This window comes from Steroidobacter cummioxidans, from assembly GCF_003104955.1.
The window spans coordinates 34,132-52,245 of the sequence record NZ_LSRW01000030.1; the positions used below are offsets into that span (position 1 = coordinate 34,132).

At 63.2% G+C, this 18,114-nt stretch carries 14 protein-coding genes and 1 pseudogene; 7 read left to right on the forward strand and 8 right to left on the reverse strand.

Going from position 1 to position 18,114, the window contains the following annotated elements:
• The first annotated feature begins 20 nt into the window (after positions 1-20).
• From D0550_RS16430 to D0550_RS16445, 4 genes are all read left to right on the forward strand, one after another.
• The gene (locus D0550_RS16430) at positions 21-1,307 is read left to right on the forward strand and encodes a DNA recombination protein RmuC (protein WP_116810277.1); all 1,287 of its coding nucleotides are present in this window, start codon (positions 21-23) and stop codon (positions 1,305-1,307) included.
• A 17-nt stretch (positions 1,308-1,324) separates the two neighbouring features.
• On the forward strand, positions 1,325-2,158 hold the full coding sequence (locus D0550_RS16435) for a squalene/phytoene synthase family protein (protein ID WP_116810278.1): 834 nt from the start codon (positions 1,325-1,327) through the stop codon (positions 2,156-2,158).
• A gap of 21 nt (positions 2,159-2,179) precedes the next feature.
• Positions 2,180-2,929: a YciK family oxidoreductase gene (locus D0550_RS16440; protein WP_116810300.1), complete on the forward strand. Its 750-nt coding sequence runs from the start codon at positions 2,180-2,182 to the stop codon at positions 2,927-2,929.
• A gap of 100 nt (positions 2,930-3,029) precedes the next feature.
• The gene (locus D0550_RS16445; RefSeq protein ID WP_116810279.1) at positions 3,030-3,449 is read left to right on the forward strand and encodes a VOC family protein; all 420 of its coding nucleotides are present in this window, start codon (positions 3,030-3,032) and stop codon (positions 3,447-3,449) included.
• Positions 3,450-3,466: 17 nt separating this feature from the next.
• Here D0550_RS16445 and D0550_RS16450 read toward each other — a convergent pair whose 3' ends face one another.
• The 5 genes and pseudogenes from D0550_RS16450 to D0550_RS16470 form a co-directional block, all read right to left on the reverse strand.
• The gene (locus tag D0550_RS16450) at positions 3,467-4,318 is read right to left on the reverse strand and encodes a S4 domain-containing protein (RefSeq protein WP_116810280.1); all 852 of its coding nucleotides are present in this window, start codon (positions 4,316-4,318) and stop codon (positions 3,467-3,469) included.
• 36 nt (positions 4,319-4,354) lie between these two features.
• Positions 4,355-5,416 (reverse strand): SMC-Scp complex subunit ScpB, encoded by a 1,062-nt coding sequence (gene scpB, locus D0550_RS16455; RefSeq protein ID WP_116810281.1) that lies wholly within the window; start codon positions 5,414-5,416, stop codon positions 4,355-4,357.
• Positions 5,417-6,879: 1,463 nt separating this feature from the next.
• Positions 6,880-7,653: pseudogene (locus D0550_RS36865) on the reverse strand (segregation and condensation protein A); the annotation flags it as partial.
• A 95-nt stretch (positions 7,654-7,748) separates the two neighbouring features.
• Positions 7,749-8,966 (reverse strand): tryptophan--tRNA ligase, encoded by a 1,218-nt coding sequence (locus tag D0550_RS16465; protein ID WP_116810282.1) that lies wholly within the window; start codon positions 8,964-8,966, stop codon positions 7,749-7,751.
• 129 nt (positions 8,967-9,095) lie between these two features.
• A complete protein-coding gene (locus D0550_RS16470) occupies positions 9,096-9,719 on the reverse strand; it encodes an L-threonylcarbamoyladenylate synthase (protein ID WP_116810283.1) in 624 nt (207 codons plus the stop codon).
• Positions 9,720-9,764: 45 nt separating this feature from the next.
• Between D0550_RS16470 and D0550_RS16475 the strand changes: the two genes are divergently transcribed.
• Genes D0550_RS16475 through D0550_RS16485 form a run of 3 tightly spaced genes read left to right on the forward strand, consistent with a single transcriptional unit; the run spans position 9,765 to position 11,459 of the window.
• A complete protein-coding gene (locus D0550_RS16475) occupies positions 9,765-10,328 on the forward strand; it encodes a septation protein A (protein ID WP_116810284.1) in 564 nt (187 codons plus the stop codon).
• Positions 10,325-10,606, forward strand: coding sequence for a BolA family protein (locus D0550_RS16480; protein ID WP_116810285.1), 282 nt, complete (start codon positions 10,325-10,327; stop codon positions 10,604-10,606). The genes D0550_RS16475 and D0550_RS16480 overlap by 4 nt, the downstream gene beginning before the upstream one ends.
• Before the next feature lie 43 nt (positions 10,607-10,649).
• Positions 10,650-11,459 carry a peptidylprolyl isomerase gene (locus tag D0550_RS16485; RefSeq protein ID WP_116810286.1) on the forward strand — a complete coding sequence of 270 codons (810 nt, stop codon included), beginning with the start codon at positions 10,650-10,652 and terminating at the stop codon, positions 11,457-11,459.
• Between the two features lie 40 nt (positions 11,460-11,499).
• Here the strand turns inward: D0550_RS16485 and ligA are convergent, their stop codons facing one another.
• The 3 genes from ligA to smc are packed head-to-tail and all read right to left on the reverse strand — an operon-like array spanning position 11,500 to position 18,021.
• Entirely contained in the window at positions 11,500-13,515 is a 2,016-nt protein-coding gene (ligA, locus tag D0550_RS16490) for an NAD-dependent DNA ligase LigA (RefSeq protein ID WP_206606338.1), read from the reverse strand.
• The gene (locus D0550_RS16495; RefSeq protein ID WP_116810287.1) at positions 13,512-14,489 is read right to left on the reverse strand and encodes a cell division protein ZipA; all 978 of its coding nucleotides are present in this window, start codon (positions 14,487-14,489) and stop codon (positions 13,512-13,514) included. Before D0550_RS16495 ends, ligA begins: the two co-directional genes overlap by 4 nt.
• A 28-nt stretch (positions 14,490-14,517) precedes the next feature.
• Positions 14,518-18,021 (reverse strand): chromosome segregation protein SMC, encoded by a 3,504-nt coding sequence (gene smc, locus D0550_RS16500; RefSeq protein WP_116810288.1) that lies wholly within the window; start codon positions 18,019-18,021, stop codon positions 14,518-14,520.
• Between the last annotated feature and the right edge of the window lie 93 nt (positions 18,022-18,114).

The window sequence follows — 18,114 nt, forward strand, 5'->3', positions numbered from 1 at the left end:
TCGGTACTTCGGTTGGGTTGATGGTTCTGGCCGCGCTCGTAGTGGGCGGGCTCGTTGGCGCGCTCGTCGCCAGCTTGCGTGCGCGTCAGCGTTCGGAAGCACTGCATGTCGAGCTGGCGGTCTTGAAAGCGCAGGTCAAGGGCGAAGAACAGATCGAGCGCGAGCGCCAGGCCGCACTCGAGCGCTCGATGGAAGGGCTCAAGGCGTCGTTCGACAGCCTCGCGGGCTCGTCGCTGCGCTCGAATAGCGAGCTGTTCCTGCAACTGGCGCGCGAGCACCTCACTCAACATCAACAACACGCCGTCTCGGCGCTCAGCGAACGGGAGAAAGCGATCGAAACCATGCTCGCTCCCATCCGCGAGGCACTGGGCAAGACCGAGCAGCAGATTCTGCGCATCGAAAAAGAGCGCGCCGAGACCTTCGGCAGCTTGAAGACGTCGCTGGAAACCGTCGCGCTCGGCCAGCAGGCGCTGCAAAAAGAAACACGCACACTGGTCAACGCGCTGCGCCGGCCCGAAGTGCGCGGCCAATGGGGCGAGATGACTTTGCGCCGCCTCGCCGAGCTCGCAGGCATGGTCGAGCACTGCGACTTCAAGGAACAAGTGCACGTGCGGGTCGAGGACGGCAACCTGCGCCCCGACATGATCGTCCACATGCCCGATGGCCGGGATCTGATCGTGGACGTGAAGACGCCGCTGGATGCCTATCTCGACGCGGTCGACGCGGCCACCGACGAGCAGCGTGCAATCGCGATGCGTCGTCATGCCAACGCCATCGGCGAGCGCGTCAAACAACTCGGCGCGAAGAGTTACTGGGCACAGTTCGAACGCAGCCCGGATTTTGTCATTCTGTTCATTCCGGGCGATCAGTTCCTGTCGGCCGCGCTGGCCGAGCAGCCCAACCTGCTGGAGGACGCGATTCGCCAGGATGTCATCATCGCGACGCCGTCGAGCTTCGTCGCGTTGCTCAAGGCCGTCGCATATGGGTGGCGACAGATGGCGCTCGCGCAGAACGCCGAGACCATTCGCACGCTCGCCGAAGATCTCTATAAGCGTCTGGCCGTATTCACGACTCACCTCGGCAAGCTGGGTCGCAACCTGGGCAACAGCGTCGACAGCTTCAACGCAGCCGTCGGCTCGCTCGAGCGGCAGGTGCTGCCCGGCGCGCGCAAGTTCACCGAACTGGGCGTGCGTCCCGATCGCGAGATGGACACGCTCGAACCCATCGACAAGCTGGTGCGCGAGCCGGTCGAGAACGGCGAGCGCAAGCTGACAGGCACCAGCGATGCCGGTCAGCAGCCCAACTGAGCAGAGTTCGCCATCCCATGTCGACCCTGGACAACGAACTCGTCAATCGCACTGCCCCGCCGGGCTCGATGCGCTATTTCTCGCTGCTGTACTCGCCGGAGGATCGCCGCGAGATCGTGCAGGCGCTGTATGCGATTGACACGGAAATTCGCGAGTCCGCGAAAAGCGCGAGTCACGATGTCGCGCACACGCGTTTAACCTGGTGGCGCGCGGAAACGGACCGGCTCATCAACGCCAATCCGCAACATCCAGCGACGCGCGTGCTGCTGGATCGGACCTCTGGCGATCGCGCGGTCTTCAACAAACTCCATGAAGTGCTCGCGGGCGCCGACATGGATCTCGCCCGCATGACTTTCTCGAATCAACAAGAGCTGCGTGCGTACTGCTCGCGCAGCGGTGGCGCGATCCAAGAGCTGATCGCGACGCTGCTCGTCGGACCCGGCGCCCTCGATGAAACGACGCGCGCGGCGGCCAACAAACTCGGCGTCGGCATTCGCATGGCAGAGATCGTTCGTGACCTGCGTCAGGATGCGTACGACGGCAATGTTTATTTGCCGATGGACCTGCTCGACAAACACGACCTGCAGACCGAGCACCTGCGGGCACGCGAAGTCGACCCGAAACTCAAGGATGCGCTGCGCTCGTTTCGTGACAGCGCCGTCGCCGAGCTCGACCTGCCGCCCCGTGGCCCGCAAACCGAGCATCTCCGCCCCGTTTACGTACTCGCCGCCCTGCATCGCAGGCTGCTCGATCACATCGCCGCCCGTAACTACGATGTCGCCACCCAGCGCATCGAGCTCGGGCCTCTGCAAAAACCGTGGACCGCGTGGCGTGCCGCGCGCCGTGCCTGATCCACAAACCTGGCAATGAATATGACCGACCCTCGTACTTACCAACCTTCCAAAGACGCGCTCAAAGATCGCGTCATTCTCATCACCGGCGCGAGCGATGGCATCGGCAAAGCCGTGGCGATTGCGGCTGCAGATCATGGCGCGCAGGTCGTGTTGCATGGTCGTAGCGTTCGCAAGCTCGAAGCGGTGTACGACACGATCGTGAACGCCGGCAATCCGCGCCCTTCCATCCTGCCCCTGGATTTCGAGAAGGCCGGCCCGGACGAATACGACAAGCTGGTTGCCGCGCTCGATCAGGAGTTCGGTCGACTCGATGGCCTGCTGCACAACGCATCGATGCTGGGCGAGCGCGCGCCCATCGAACATCACGATGTGGCGAAATGGATGCGCACCATGCACGTCAACGTCAACGCGCCTTTCATCCTCACTCGCAGCTGCCTGCCGCTGCTGAAGAAATCGCCCGATCCGGTGATTTTGTTTACCTCCAGCGGCGTCGTTGCCAATCCGCGCGCGTTCTGGGGCTCGTATCTGGTGTCGAAGTGGGCCAGCGACGGTCTGATGCACCTGCTGGCTCAGGAGCTGGAGAAGCAACCCGCCATGCGCGTGAACAGCATCAATCCGGGCGCGGTGAAAACGAACATGCGCCTGCAGGCCTACCCTGCCGAGGATCGCAGCAAGCTGCGCGAAGCGCACACCATCGTGGCTCCGTACCTTTACTTGCTCGGACCGGACAGCCGCGGCGTGCAGGGCCAGACCATCGACGCCCAATAACTCGCGCGGCGAAAAACTTTGGGCTCCGGTGTCGGAAGTCGCTCGGCTGACGCGTCCTTGCGTCGAACGATACGCTTTCCACCCCTTTGAGGAGCTGAAGATGAGCGCTGCACAGAACGAAACTCCCTACTGCAATCCCGAAGTCAAGGGCGGTCTGGTCGCTTACCTGTGCGTCGATGGCGCCAGCAAGGCGGCCGAGTTTTACAGCAAGGCGTTTGGCGCGCAGGAAGCGTTCCGTTATCCGGTGGATGAGCAGGGCCGCACCATGCACATTCACCTGTACATCAATGGCTCATCGCTGATGCTGAGCGACGGCTATCCCGAGCACGGCCACCCGAGCGAAAAGCCGCAGGGCTTCAACCTGACGCTGCAGGTCAAGGACATCGACCAGTGGTGGCAGCGTGCGGTGGATGCGGGCGCCGAGATCGTGCTCCCGCTGCAGGACATGTTCTGGGGTGCCCGCTACGGGCAGCTCAAAGACCCGTTCGGCGTGATGTGGTCGATGAACCAGCCGAAGTAACGATCTTACTGACGCGGTCAGCGCCGTTTCGGCTTCTTGCGCCGATCCGGCGGTGGCCGGCGGCCCGGACGCTGCGGACGAGCGGCCGCTTCCGGTTTCGGAGGCGGCGTCGGCAATGTCAGCTCGACGCTCGCATACAACTCAGCGACGTCACTTTCCGATAGCTCACGATGCTTGCCGCGGGGCAGATCTCGCGGCAGCTCGAAGTCGCCGAACTTCACTTGAATCACGCGGCTCACTTTCAAGCCACGGCTTTCAAACAATGCCCGCACCGCCGCACGGCGATGCGCGCGATGCGATTCCACGCGGAACCATCGATTCGTGCCCTCGCCGCCTGCGGGCTCGATGTTTTCAAACTCGACGGTCTCGTCGTCGTACTGCACGACGCGAGGAATCGAGTCGACATCGTATTCGGGAAATGGCACGAGCACGCGTGCGACGTAGGCCGCTGGCGTTGTTTCTGCACGGCGACGCAACGCATCGGCCAACCGACCATCGCTCGTCAGTAACAACAAGCCGCTGTCGCCTGCCTGCATGGTGTTCACCACCAGCCAACGCGAGCCGCGCAACGACGGCAGCGATTCCATGACGGACTTGGCCGCAACCTCGCCGCTGTCATCCTCGGCGGTCGGTGTGATCGGCTGGCCTTGCGGCTTGTGATACAGGATGACTTTCGGCGCGGCGAAGACGCGCAGCCGCGAGGTCACATCCTTGCCATCGATGCTGACGCGATCGCCGGGGTTGTAACGATCGCCGGGCTGCGCCGGCTGATTGTTCAACCGGACGCGGCCTTCCAGCATCCACTTCTCGATCTCGCGACGGGAGCCGAGGCCATGCTGGGCCAGAAGTTTGTGCAGACGTTCAGACATGGTGCGGGCACCGCCTTCAATCGGCGGTGCCGATAATTATTGACCTTCGCTCGGCGGCTCGCTGATGCGGGCACCGTCCTGCTCTTCGTCGTCGGACGATGCGACCATCGGCGAGGACGCGCCGGAATCTTCGTCCTCGTCATCGGCGTCGGCCAACAGCTCGGTGTCATCGTTCGAGTCGTCGATGTCGCCGTCGTCGCCGTCGTCGGACTCGCTGTCATCGTCGATATCGCCATCGTCGGCATCGGCTTCGGCGACGGTCTCGCTGTCGTCGTCGGCATCGCTATCGTCGACATCGACTTCAGCGACGGTCTCGCTGTCGGCGTCCGCGTCCGCGTCGGCTTCCGTATCACCTTCGGCTTCGGCGTTGGCTTCAACTTCCGCGCTTGCTTCTGTTTCATCGGCGGCGGTGGCCTCTGCAGCCTCGCCGCTCGCGACAGCTTCTTCCGTCGCCGCGCCTTCTGCGGTGCTCGCCGCAACTTCGCCCTCGGCTGGGGCCTCGCCTTCGGCCGAAGCTTCGGTCGATTCCTGCGGTTGATCGGCAGGCAGCTCGAGCTGCACACCGATGGATTCGATGTCCTTCAGCTCGGCCAGCGTCGGCAGCTGATCCAGGCTCTTCAGCCCGAAATAATCCAGGAAGTCGCGCGTGGTGCCGAGCAGCTCCGGACGGCCCGGGACTTCGCGGTGGCCGACGGTGCGAATCCAACCGCGCTCCTGCAGCGTGCGCATGATGGTCGAGCTGATCGACACGCCGCGGATCTCTTCGATCTCGCTGCGGGTGATGGGCTGGCGATAGGCGATGAGCGCCAATGTTTCCAGAAACGCACGCGAGTACTTCGCCGGGCGCTCCGACCACAGGCGTGACACCACTTCGGCGGCCTTCGGCCGCACCTGAATGCGCCAGCCGCTGGCAACTTCGACCAGCTCGATGCCGCGGTTCTCGTAGTCGGCGATCAGCATGCCGATCGCGGTCGTCAGCAACTCGTCTGTCGGTCGCTCGCGCTCTTCGAAGAGGTCCAGCAGCTGCTGTGTGGTGATCGGCTTACCCGCCGCCAGCAGCGTCGCTTCGATGATGTGCTTGAGATCGTATTCGTTCATCTCGATGGTTCCGCGTCCGAATTGTCGACCGAGCTTCCAGCCTCGGTCACCCTGTCGTCTTCCTCGGACAGATTCGCAGTCTGCTCGGTGGCCGGTTCATCCTGCTCGGCGGCGTCGCCCGCCGGCGCATCCTCGGCCACAACGTTGGTCATTTCATCGGCCGGCACGTCCTCGGCAGCGACTTCGATCGGCTCCTCGGAAGTTGTGTCCGCAGCGACTTCGATCGTCTGCTCGGCCGGTACGTCTTCCGCGGCGACTTCAATCGCCTCGACAGCAGGTCCGGCCTCAGCGACGACCTCGATCGATTCGCTCGCCGGCACATCTTCGGCCACAACTTCTATCGCCTCGAGCGCCGGCGCATCCTCGATCACGACATCCGTCGTCTCTGTCGGCTGCGCATGCTCGGTCACATCGTGCATCGCAGGTAAGTCGGAAGATCCGACGGTCTCATCCGCGATGTCCGCCGTCTCGGCCGCAGCCACAAACTCTTCGACGACTTCAGGTTGCTCGACCGAGGCAACGATTTCCTCAGCGCTCGCCGCGGACTCCGCGTCAGCAACGAATTCGTCGGCGACATCGGGCTCGGTTGTCTGAACCTGAGCGGTCGATTCCGCGGCAGTATCTTCGCTCTCGGCCTGAGTCACGAACTCGTTGGCTTCCGCCGTCTCGAACTCAACAACCGACTCGGCGGATTGAACAACCGCCCGATCTGCAACCTCATGCGCGTCAGCCTGCGAGTCGTTCTTCTCGACCTCCGGCTCGGGCACGACGTGCTCTTCCACCACGTGCTCGGGAACGATGTGTTCCTCGACCTCGTGCTCCTCGACGACGTGCTCTTCGACCGGGTGCGATTCGGACCGATCCGCAGCGGCGATCTGCTCCACCGCGGCGTTCGTCTCGACCGATTCGATCACCTCAACCGACTCGCTCGTCTCGACCGACTCGTTCTCGATGGATTCGATGGTCTCAAGCGACTCGGGCGCTGCCAGCGGATCTACGAACGCACCAGCCTCGTCGACCGGGCCGAGCTCATGCGGTACATCTTCGAGCGTGACTTCCTCGGCAACCAGCGAACTCACGGCGGCTTCATCAACCACCACCGGCAAGCCAGCAGCAACTTCCTCAGCAACGACCTCTGCAGCAGCTGCTTCATCCGTCACAGCGACTTCTGCAACCGTCTCCGCCGCACTCTCAGTGGAAGCAACGGCCTCCGACACGGCAGCTTCAACGAAGCCCGCATCCGCGATCGCGGTGTCCGCTTCGATATTGTCGACCGCAATCGACGACGCAGCGGCTACATCGGCAACAGCTTCCTGAACAGCGACGGCAGCGTCATCGGCCGGCGGCGTCTCATCCTCATCCGGAATGTCGTTCTCACCGACCAACTCAGGCTGCGCGAGCGCGGCTGCGTTTTCGGCGTCTGCACTCTCGGACGCGGCCTGGCCACCCTGAACGACTTTCAGATGCCGCTGCGCGGTGCGCACGTGAATCGGTGCGTAAGCCTCAGCTTGCACGATTTCGATCAAGCCTTCCTTCATCAACTCCAGAATGGCGATGAACGTCACAGTGACGCCCATGCGCCCTTCTTCAGGCTTGAACAGTTGCCGGAATTCGAAGAACGCGACCGTCTGCAACCGCACCAGGATTTCCGACATGCGCTCGCGCTGCGACAGGCGCTCGCGAGAGATGTGGTGATGCGCGAACTTCTCCGCCCGTGACAGCACATCGCGAAATGCATCGAGCATTTCCTTCAGCGTCACGTCCGGCAGCAGCTTGACGACCTTGCGCTCTTCCAGCTCGGCCGACGCGGTGATGTTGTCGCGCTCCAGCCGGTTCAGGCGATCGAGGTCTTCCGCCGCTTTCTTGAAGCGCTCGTACTCTTGCAGACGACGCACCAGCTCGGCACGAGGATCCTCTTCCTCCTGACCCTCTGCTACCGGCGGCCGCGGCAACAGCATGCGCGACTTGATCTCCGCGAGCATCGCGGCCATCAACAGATATTCGCCGGCGAGCTCCAGCTGCATCTCCGCCATCACGTCGATGTACTGCATGTACTGACGCGTGATCTCGGCGATCGGAATGTTCAGGATGTCGAGGTTCTGCTTGCGGATCAGATACAGCAGCAGATCGAGCGGGCCTTCGAACGCGGTCAGGAACACCTGCAACGCATCCGGCGGAATATACAAATCGCGCGGCAGCTGAGTGACCGGCTCGCCTTCGACCACGGCGAACGGCATCTCGCTCTGCTGGGGCGGCAGTTCGGCGCTCAGGTCCTCGGCGTCCAGCTGCGAGCCGGTGTCTTCCACCAGCTTCAGTTCGGGCTTGGCCTTGCTCACCGGTAGTTCATCCCCATCGCCTGGTGCACTTCATCGAGCGTCTGACGCGCAACGTCGCGCGCCTTCTCGTTGCCTTCGGCGATGATGCCTCGGACCAGGTCGCGATTCTCTTCGAAATCCTTGGCGCGTGCCTGCATGGCGCGCAGCTCCCCGACCACCGCATCGATGACGGGCTTCTTGCAATCCAGGCAGCCAATGCCGGCAGTGCGACAGCCCTGCGCGGCCCACGCCTGAGTCTCGGTCGTCGAGTAGATCTTGTGCAGATCGAACACCGGACACTTGTCCGGGTCGCCCGGATCGGTGCGACGCTGCCGCGCCGGGTCGGTCATCATGCCCTTGAGCTTCTTCGCGACCTGATCGGGATCCTCGCGCAAGCCAATGGTATTGCCATAAGACTTGGACATCTTGCGGCCATCCAGACCGGGCACCTTCGGGGTTGCCGTCAGCAGCACTTCGGGCTCGACCAGATAGCTGCGGCCCGTGCCTTCCAGATAGCCGATCAGCCGCTCGCGATCGGCGAGCGTCAGGCGCGCCGTTCCCTCCAGCAGAGAGTGCGCCTTGGCGATCGCTTCAGTGTCGCCCTTCTCTTGATAAAGACGGCGCAACTCGTTGTATCGAGTGCCATTGCGAGCGCCGAGTGCTTTGAGTGCTTTCTCAACTTTGGCCTCGAAGTCGGGCTCGCGGCCGTAGATGTGATTGAAGCGGCGCGCCACTTCGCGAGTGATCTCGACGTGCGAGATCTGGTCTTCGCCGACCGGCACATACGCGGTCTTGTACAGCAGGATGTCCGCGGCCTGCAGCAGCGGATAACCCAGGAAGCCGTACATCGCCAGATCCTTGTCCTTCAACTGCTCCTGCTGATCCTTGTAGGTCGGCACGCGCTCCAGCCAGCTCAGCGGCGTGACCATCGACAGCAGCAGGTGCAGCTCGGAGTGCTCGGGCACGCGCGACTGAATGAAGATGGTCGACGACGCCGGGTTCAGGCCGGCGGCGAGCCAGTCGATCACGACGTTCCAGACGTTGCTCTCGAGCTGCGAAGTGTCCTCGTAACCGGTCGTCAGCGCGTGGATGTCGGCGACGAAGAAATAGCACTCGTACTGGTACTGCAGCTCCACCCAGTTCTTGAGCGCGCCGTGATAGTTACCGAGATGGAGGGCACCCGTCGGTCGCATGCCGGACAGGACGCGTCGGTTGTTAGCGGGAGTCGCACTCAATGCTTGGCCTCGGGCCCTATAAATCAAGGCGTTAGCGGATCTTGTTAATTCGGGAAATCAGCAGCTTGCAAAGCTGGGCGCATTATACGCAGCTTGACAGCCAGTCTTGATAGCCGCCTTGGGCCGGGCTTACTCGAAGGCGCTCACATCGCCCTTGCCGCGGCGGACCACGATGGGCGCCGGACCGGCCAGATCGATGACGCTGCTCGGCTCCAGTCCGCAATTGCCGCTGTCGATCACCGCGTCGACCAGATGAAACAGCCGTTCCTGGATCTCACGGGGATCGGTCATCGGATGCTCGTCGCCCGGCAGCAGCAAGGTCGAGCTCATGATGGGCTCGCCCAGCTCGTCGAGGATGGCGATGGGCACGGGATGATCGGGCACACGCACGCCGATGGTCTTGCGCTTCTCGTTCTGCAAGCGCCTCGGGGTCTCTTTGGTCGCCTGCAGGATGAAGGTGTACGGGCCGGGGGTGAACGCCTTGAGAGTGCGGTACTGCGTGTTGCTGACGCGCGCGTAGGTGGCGATCTCGGACAGATCGCTGCACACCAAGGTGAAGTTGTGGTGACGATCGATGTCGCGGATCCGCCCGATGCGCTCCATCGCCGTCTTGTTACCGAGGTGACAGCCCAGCGCATAGCAGGAATCGGTCGGATAAACGACCACTCCACCCTCACGAATGATGTCGACCGCCTGACGGATCAGGCGGAGCTGCGGGTCCCGCGGGTGAATCTCCAAATAGCGGCTGCTCATCCCGGTATGATAGCGGTCCTGTCAACTTCTCCGGCCCGCTCTCGCATGCAGTTGTTGTTCGACTTCTTTCCGGTCATCGCGTTTTTTCTCACTTACAAGATTACCGGCAACATGTTCGTGGCCACCGGCGTCATCATCGTTGCGGTGATAGCGCAGACGGCCTGGCAGTGGTTCCGCCATCGCAAGATCAGTCAGATGGCGCTGATCTCGGGCGTGTTGGTATTGATTTTCGGCGGTCTGACCCTGGCGATCCACGACAAGCTGTTCATCCAGTGGAAGGTCACGGTGGTGAACTGGCTGCTGGCCGCCGCGTTCCTGGCCAGCCGCTTCTTCGGCGACAAGCTGCTGATCGAGCGCATGATGGGTGAGAACGTGCAGCTGGAGCGCCCGGTGTGGGCCACGCTGAACTGGGCCTGGATCCTGTTTTTCGCGGCGCTCGGCGCCATCAATCTGTACGTCGTGTACAACTTCTCGGAAGAGGTCTGGGTCAACTTCAAGCTGTTCGGCATGCTCGGGCTGACCTTCGTGTTCGCCATCGCGCAAGCGGTGTGGCTGTCCTCGAAGATGCCGGCTGAAGAAGCCTCGACCCAATCGGAGAAGCCGCAATGAGCGCTGTTCCATCCCGGGCCGAGCGCATCGTCGGCGAGCTGCGTACAGCGCTGCACACCGAGCAGGTCGAGCTCATCGACGATAGTCACCTGCATGCCGGCCACGCGGGCGCGCGAGACGGCCGAGGGCACTTCCGAGTCCGCATCGTGTCTGACGACTTCGCGGGCCTGCGCACATTGCAGCGCCACCAGCTGGTCTACCGGTCGCTAGGCGACCTCATGCAAACCGACATCCACGCTTTGAGCATTACCGCACTGACACCGGACGAAGCGCGCTGACGAATACTCGTTCAGTCATCTTCCCTCTTCCTCAAGGACTCCTATGAACCGTCACTTTCTCGTCGGCCTGCTGCTGCCTTTGACGCTGCTGGCCGGCTGCGGCAAGGCTGCCGAAAACACTGCTGCCGCGGGCCCGCCGGTCGCGGTGGTCAACGGCAAGAACATCAGCAAGTCCGAATTCGACCTGTACGTCGACAACGTCCAGCGCCAATCGCAGCGCCAGATCTCCGAAGACGAGAAGTCGCAGCTGCTGGATCAGTTCATCAGCATGCAGCTGGCGGCCGACGCGGCGGCCAAGGCAGGCATCGAGAAGGATCCGAAGGTGCAGGATCAGCTGGCGCTGGCGCGCTTGAACGTGCTGGTGGATTCGGGCCTGCAGCAGTGGCTGGAAAAGAACCCGGTGACGGATGAGGAGCTGCGCCCGGAATACGACGCGCAGGTCGCCCAGATGCCGAAGGAATATCACGCCCGTCACATCCTAGTGGACGACGAGGCCAAGGCTGAAGCCATCATCAAGCAGTTGAAGGCCGGCGGTGACTTCGCCAAAGCGGCTGAAAAGAACTCCAAGGATCCGTCCGGCAAGAACGGCGGCGATCTCGGCTGGTTCACGCTCGACACCATGGTGAAGCCGTTCTCCGATGCAGTCGCGGCACTGCAGCCGGGACAGATGACGGACAAGCCGGTGCAGAGTCAGTTCGGCTGGCACATCATCAAGCTCGAAGAGTCGCGCGTCACTGCGCCGCCGCCGTTCGAGGAAGTGAAGGATCGGGTGAAGGTTTTGGTGCAGCGGAAGAAGCTGCAGGATTACCTCGACGGGCTGCGCAAAGAAGCGAAGGTCGAGAAGAAGATTTAAGCAAGGCGGGCGAGAGCCGAGCCAGACTCGGCTCTCGCAGCTAGCCTTCCAGAAGTTTCAGGAACGCCGCCTCATCGAGAATCTCGACCCCGAGATCCTGCGCTTTGGTCAGCTTCGAGCCGGCCTCCGCGCCCGCGACGACATAGCTGGTCTTCTTCGACACGCTGCCGGTCACCTTGCCGCCCAGGGCAGTGATGCGATCTCCCGCCTGGTCTCGGCTCATGCTCTCCAGCGTGCCGGTTAGTACGAACGTCTTTCCTGTCAGCGGACCTTCGGTCGGTGCGGCGCGAGCTTTCTGAGCCGGCCAGTGCACGCCGAGATCGCGCAGCGCTTGAATCACTTCGCGATTGTGAGGCTGCTGGAAGAACGTGTAGGCGTGCGCGGCCACGACGGGGCCTACGTCCTGCACTTCCTGGATCGCGGCTTCATTCGCGTCCTGCAGCGCCTCGATCGAACCGAAGTGGCTCGCGAGCGCGCCAGCGGTCGCCTCACCCACATCTCGGATGCCGAGCGCATAGAGGAAGCGGGACAGCGTCGTCTTCTTGCTCTTCTCCAGCGCGTCGACCAGATTCTTCGCCGACTTCTCGCCCAGCCGCTCCAGGTTCGCGAACTGCTCGACCGTCAGCTTGTATAGATCCGCCGGACTGTGCACCAGCCCGCCGGTGAGCAACTGATCGACGATCTTCTCGCCCAACCCATCGATATCCATCGCGCGACGGCCAGCGAAATGCAGCAGCGCACCTTTGAGCTGCGCGGCACAGGAGAGGCTACCGGAGCAGCGGGCGACAGCTTCGCCCTCCTCGCGCTCCACGGCTGAGCCGCAGATCGGACATTTTTCGGGCAGCTCGACCGGCCTGGCATTCTTCGGTCGGCGCTCGATCACAACTTTGACGACTTCGGGAATCACATCGCCGGCGCGGCGAATCACCACCGTATCGCCGATGTGCACGTCCTTGCGTTTCACTTCATCCATGTTGTGAAGCGTCGCGTTACTCACCGTCACGCCACCGACGAAGATCGGTTCGAGTCGTGCAACCGGCGTCAGTGCGCCCGTGCGGCCAACTTGAAACTCCACATCACGAACAATGGTGTTCTCTTCGTGCGCCGGAAATTTGTGCGCGATCGCCCAGCGCGGCGCGCGGGCGACGAAGCCGAGCTCGCGTTGTTGCGCGAAGCGATTGACCTTGTAGACCACGCCATCGATTTCATATTTGAGCGAGCTGCGCTGCTCGCCGATCGAGCGGTAGTACTCCAGGCAACCTTCGACGCCCTGGACACGCTTGGCCAGCGGCGAAACCTTCAGACCCCACTCGCGCAGGTGTTCGAGCACCTCGAAGTGCGTTGCCGGCAGTTTCCAATTGCCATGCTCGCCGACGGCATAGAAAAACACATCGAGCGGACGGTTCGCCGCGAGGCGCGGGTCGAGCTGACGGATCGTGCCGGCCGCGGCGTTGCGCGGATTCACGAACACTTTCTCGCCCTTCTCCAACGCGCGCTGATTCATTGCTTTGAAACCGGCAAGCGTCATGAACACTTCGCCGCGCACGTCGATCACATCGGGTGCTTTGCCGCGCAGCTGCGTTGGCACGGCTTTGATCGTGCGAACGTTGTGAGTAACGTCCTCGCCCTTCATGCCATCGCCGCGCGTTGCGGCGCGCACGAGCTTGCCGTTCTCGTAACGAAAGCTCATCGCAAGCCCATCGAGCTTCGGCTCGGCGACGTACTCGATGACCTTGTCGGTCTCGAGGCGCTCGCGCACGCGCCGGTCGAAATTGATCAGGTCTTCATCCGTGAACGCGTTGTCCAGCGACAGCATGGGCGTGGTGTGCACGGCTTCCTGCAGCTCGCTGACCGGCGTGGCGCCGACGCGCTGGGTCGGAGAATCCGGTGTGATGAGATCGGGATTCTCGGCCTCGATCTGTTTCAGCTGGTTCAGCAGGCGGTCGTACTCGGCGTCGGAGACTTCCGGATCGTCGAGCACGTGATAGCGATAGTTGTGATGTTCCAGCTGGCGGCGCAGATCCTCCGCGCGCGCCGCAGGCGACGGCTTCGTCACTCGTGATTACCCCTGCCCGGCGGTCGCTCGAACTCGCGAACTTCCTGTTTCATCCGTTCGATGCGATGCACGGTGAGCGGCACACCGCGATCGTCCTGGAGCACGCCACCCAGCGACTGGTGCAGGCGACGCGCGCACGCCACCAGCTCGTTGAGCGCATGCATGCCCGGCACGGGGCCGGGCAACTGAGCAAACAAAGTCACGCCCGGATACAGCGTCTCGTTCATCGTCTCCGGATCGAACGTGCCGGGCTCGACCATGCTGGCGATGCTGAAGATGGCCTGACCATCGCTGTGCTCGCGATGGAAGATGCCGTACTTGCCGTGGCTCAGCAGCTCCTCCGCGAGCACTTCCTGCAGCTTCGCGCCTTCGATTTTCTGCGGGGCCGAGCTCAGGCGCAGCGACAGAATCTTCCGACGCTCAGGCGAGCGCCGCGGCGCTGGCATGTCGCTGGAAGACAGCGTCGGTGCGGGAGTGACAATGGCGGTCGAGGTCGGCGACTGAACCGGCAGCTCTTCAGTGTCGGTATCGGTGCCCAACGTCGGCTCGACGCGGCCACGACGAAAATCCGGCAGCGGCTTCGATTCCGGACTCGGCGCCGGCGGCGCTTCTCTCACCGGCGGTCGCGGCGGCTCGCCACGCGCAACGCGAGCTTCAACGCGCGGGCTCGAGGGACGCACCGGTCGCACGGCGGTGTCGTCGTAATCCTCGGCGAACTGTTTTACTTCATCCGCTGGATCGGGCTCATCGGCCTCCTCATACGGCGGTTCCTCTTCGTAGTCAGGAACGTCCTCCCGCTGGAACGCCGGCTCGCGGCGCACCTCCGTGAAGCCATGCGGCTGCAACGCAGGGTCGGGCCGCGAGCGAAGCGCGACATCTTCCGCGACGGCAGCGGCACCGCGCCGCCCCCACAGATAGATGCCTGCCAGCAGGACGATACCGAAGCCGATCAGAATCCAACGCAACTCACTCATGCGTAAGCTCAGTGCAGGAGTAGATCGATTACATCGCCGCCAGGCGCACCGCTTCGTCCACGTCCACCGCCACCAGGCGCGACACGCCCGGCTCGTTCATGGTCACGCCGACCAGGTGCGATGCCAGTTCCATCGTCGTCTTGTTGTGGGTGATGAAGATGAACTGCACGCGCTCGGACATTTCCTTGACGGTGTTGCAGAAGCGGCCGACGTTGGCTTCGTCGAGCGGCGCGTCCACCTCGTCCAGCAGACAGAACGGCGCGGGGTTCAGCTCGAAGATCGAGAACACCAGCGCCACCGCGGTCAGCGCCTTTTCACCGCCCGACAGCTGATTGATGGTGCTGTTCCGCTTGCCCGGCGGGCGCGCCATGATCGACACACCGGCGTTGAGAATGTCCTCGCCCGCCAGCTCCAGATAGGCATGGCCGCCGCCGAACAGGCGCGGGAAGCGCTCCTTCAGACCGGCGTTGACCCGATCGAACGTATCCTGGAAGCGCTGACGCGTTTCCTTGTCGATCTTCTGGATGGCCGTTTCCAACGTTTCCAGCGCCTCGGTCAGGTCCTTGAACTGGCTGTCCAGGTATTCCTTGCGCTGCGACTGTTCCTGGAATTCCTCGATGGCCGCTAAGTTCACGGCGCCGAGGCGGCCGACCTTGTCGGCGATGTCGCTCAATGTTTCTTCCCAGGCATGCACGTCCGCTTCCGGCGGCATCTCCTGATACACGGTGGCCAGCTCCAGCCCGGTCGCTGTGAACTGTTCCTGCAGCGTCTCACGCCGCACCTTCAGTTCCTGCGCGAGCATGCGCACGTCTTCCAAGCCAGTGCGCGCCTCTTCGATCGCGTGCTCGCGATCCATGCGCTGCTGATCCATCGTACGCATCAGATGTTCGGCGCCTTCCAACGCCTCGCGCGCGACCGACAAATCCTGCTCGACTTCGACGCGCTGTTCGAGCTTCGCTTCCAGCTCCAGCTCCAGCGCCTCCAACGGCGAATCGCCGTCGGCGAGCTGCTGCGTCAACCGTTCGCGACGCTGTTCCAACTGTTCCAACTGATGGCGCAGACGATCCAGGCCGGATGAGATGGACGACAGCGCCGAGCGCCGCGATTCCACCTTGATGGCCACGTCCTGCGCACCGGAGCGATCCAACTGCGCCTGCGAGCGCTTGTGACCCAGATCTTCGCGGCGCTCATCGCGCTCGGACTCCAGACCGATGCGCTGATCTTCGAACTGCGCCATCGCCTCCACGCCTTCCTGCAGGCGGCCGCGTGCTTCGGCGATCGCTTCTGAGCGGCTGCCGTAGTCGTTATCCAGCTCTTCGATTTCGCCGGTCACGCGACGCAGGCGCTCGGCGGTCTGTTCGGCCTTGGCACGCAACGCAGTCACTTGCGAGCTGAACTCGCTGTGCGAGCGATGCAGACGATTCACCTCGGCCTGCAATTCATCGCGACGCTGCTCGAGCGCGTGGAAGCCGTCACGGCACTCGGCGAGCTGAGATTGAACGGTCTCGCGCTGCTCTTCGGCGGCGCTGACGCGATCACGCAGTTCGCGCATTTCTTTTTCACGCTCGATGACGCCGGCGTGCACGTCTTTATCGCGGCTGACGCGCAACCAGTCACGGCCGATCCACACGCCATCGCGGGTGATGACCGACTGACCATCGGACAGCGAGTGACGACGCTCCAGCGCTTCGGGCAACGTGTCGACGGCGACGATGCCGGTCAACAGCGCCGAAATCGCAGACGGCCCCTGCACGCGAGACAGCAGGCTGTTGCTGTCTGCGCTCTGGGCGCTGCTCGCACCGGCGGAGAAGAAAGAAACAGTGCCGACTTGCAGCGAGTCGATGCGCTGAGCGATGTCGTCGAGCGCATCGACCGACACGGCTTCGAGATACGAGCCGAGCACCGTCTCGACGGCGCGCTCCCAGCCCTGCTCCACGACCAGCTGCTGACCGAGACGCGGCCGCTCGGTAAGCGAGTTGGACGACAGCCATTCGGTCACTTTGCCTTGCGCCAGGCCCAGCGCGGCCTGCTGCAGAGCCTGCAGCGACATCAGCTTGCCCTGCGCTTCCTGCAGCTGCTTGCGACTGCTGTCTTCGGCGCTGACCAGTTCGCGTTCGCGCTCGCGCAGCCCCTGCAACTGCTCCGTCGCTTCACGCAGCTGGGTCGCCGAGGTTTCGCCTTGAACCGCAGCGTCTTCCTGCTGGGCTTCGAGCATCGCGATGCGCTCGGCGGAGTCGCCCATGTCGAGCTGACCCAGCTCGGTGCTCAGACGCTCACGCCGCGACTGCAGGCCCGACAGCTGATGTTCCAGCTGTTCGATACGCACGCGCTCGACCTGCGTCTTCTCGCTGGCCGACCGGGACTCGCGATTGAAATCTTCCCAACGCTCCTGCCACAGCTGCATCGCCTCTTCGGCCTGTGACAGCGCGTCGGCGGATGCTTGCTCACGCTCTCGCGCGGCTTCGAGACCGGGCTCGAGTTGTTCCAGCTCGCTCTGCAACTGAGTGATCTGTTCCTCGTCGCGCGACAAATGCTTGCTGGCTTCGGCCGCGCTCTCTTCGGTCTGTTCCAGGTCCTGACGCTGGCGCTGGCGCAGCTCGCGCGTGTGCTGAATCGATTGTTCGGTGCGCGAGATCTCCGAGCCGATCTGGTAGTAACGACCCTGAACTGTGTTGAGCGCTTCTGACTTTTCCGTGAAGTCTTCGCGCGAGGTCTCGATGGACGACTCGATGGCACGCAGTTCGGCGATCAACGCCTGCATCGCCGTGTCGCGCTCGCGCAGCACGGTCTCCTTCGACTCCGCGTCGGTCTCGATCGACTTCAGGCGCAGAGCGATCAATTCGGCGGTGAGCTTGCGCTCGTCCTGCTTCAGGGTCTGGTAGCGGCGCGCGGTCGCAGCCTGACGCTGCAAGTGGCGCAGCTGCTTGTCGACCTCCTCGCGCACGTCGTTGAGGCGCTCCAGGTTCTCCTTGGTGGCGGAGATTCGATTCGCGGTCTCGCGGCGGCGCTCCTTGTACTTGGAGATGCCGGCCGCCTCTTCGATGAAGCCGCGCAGTTCCTCAGGGCGCGCCTCGATGACGCGGCCGATCATGCCTTGCTCGATGATGGCGTAGCTGCGCGAGCCCAGGCCGGTGCCCAGGAACAGCTGCGTGATGTCCTTACGGCGGCAGCGGGCGCCGTTGAGGAAGTACGCCGAGGTGCCGTCGCGCGAGACGACGCGCTTCAGCGACACCTCGTTGAAGTTGGCGAACTGGCCGGCCAGCTTGCCGTCGGAGTTGTCGAACACCAACTCGACCGAAGCGGTGCCCACGGGCTTGCGCGAGCTGGAGCCGTTGAACACCACGTCAGCCATCGAGTCGCCGCGCAGGTGCTTGGCGGAGATCTCACCCATGACCCAGCGCACGGCGTCGATGATGTTCGACTTGCCGCAACCATTGGGACCGACGACGCCCGTCAGGTTGCCCGGGAAATTCACCGCCGTCGGGTCCACGAAAGACTTGAACCCGGCCAACTTGATCTTATTGAGTCGCATCGCGCCTCGGTACGGAAGAGGGGTATGAAAACGGGCCGTAGTGTATGTGAAACATTCCCGCCTGTGGACGCGTTGACGCAGGCTGAGCGGGCC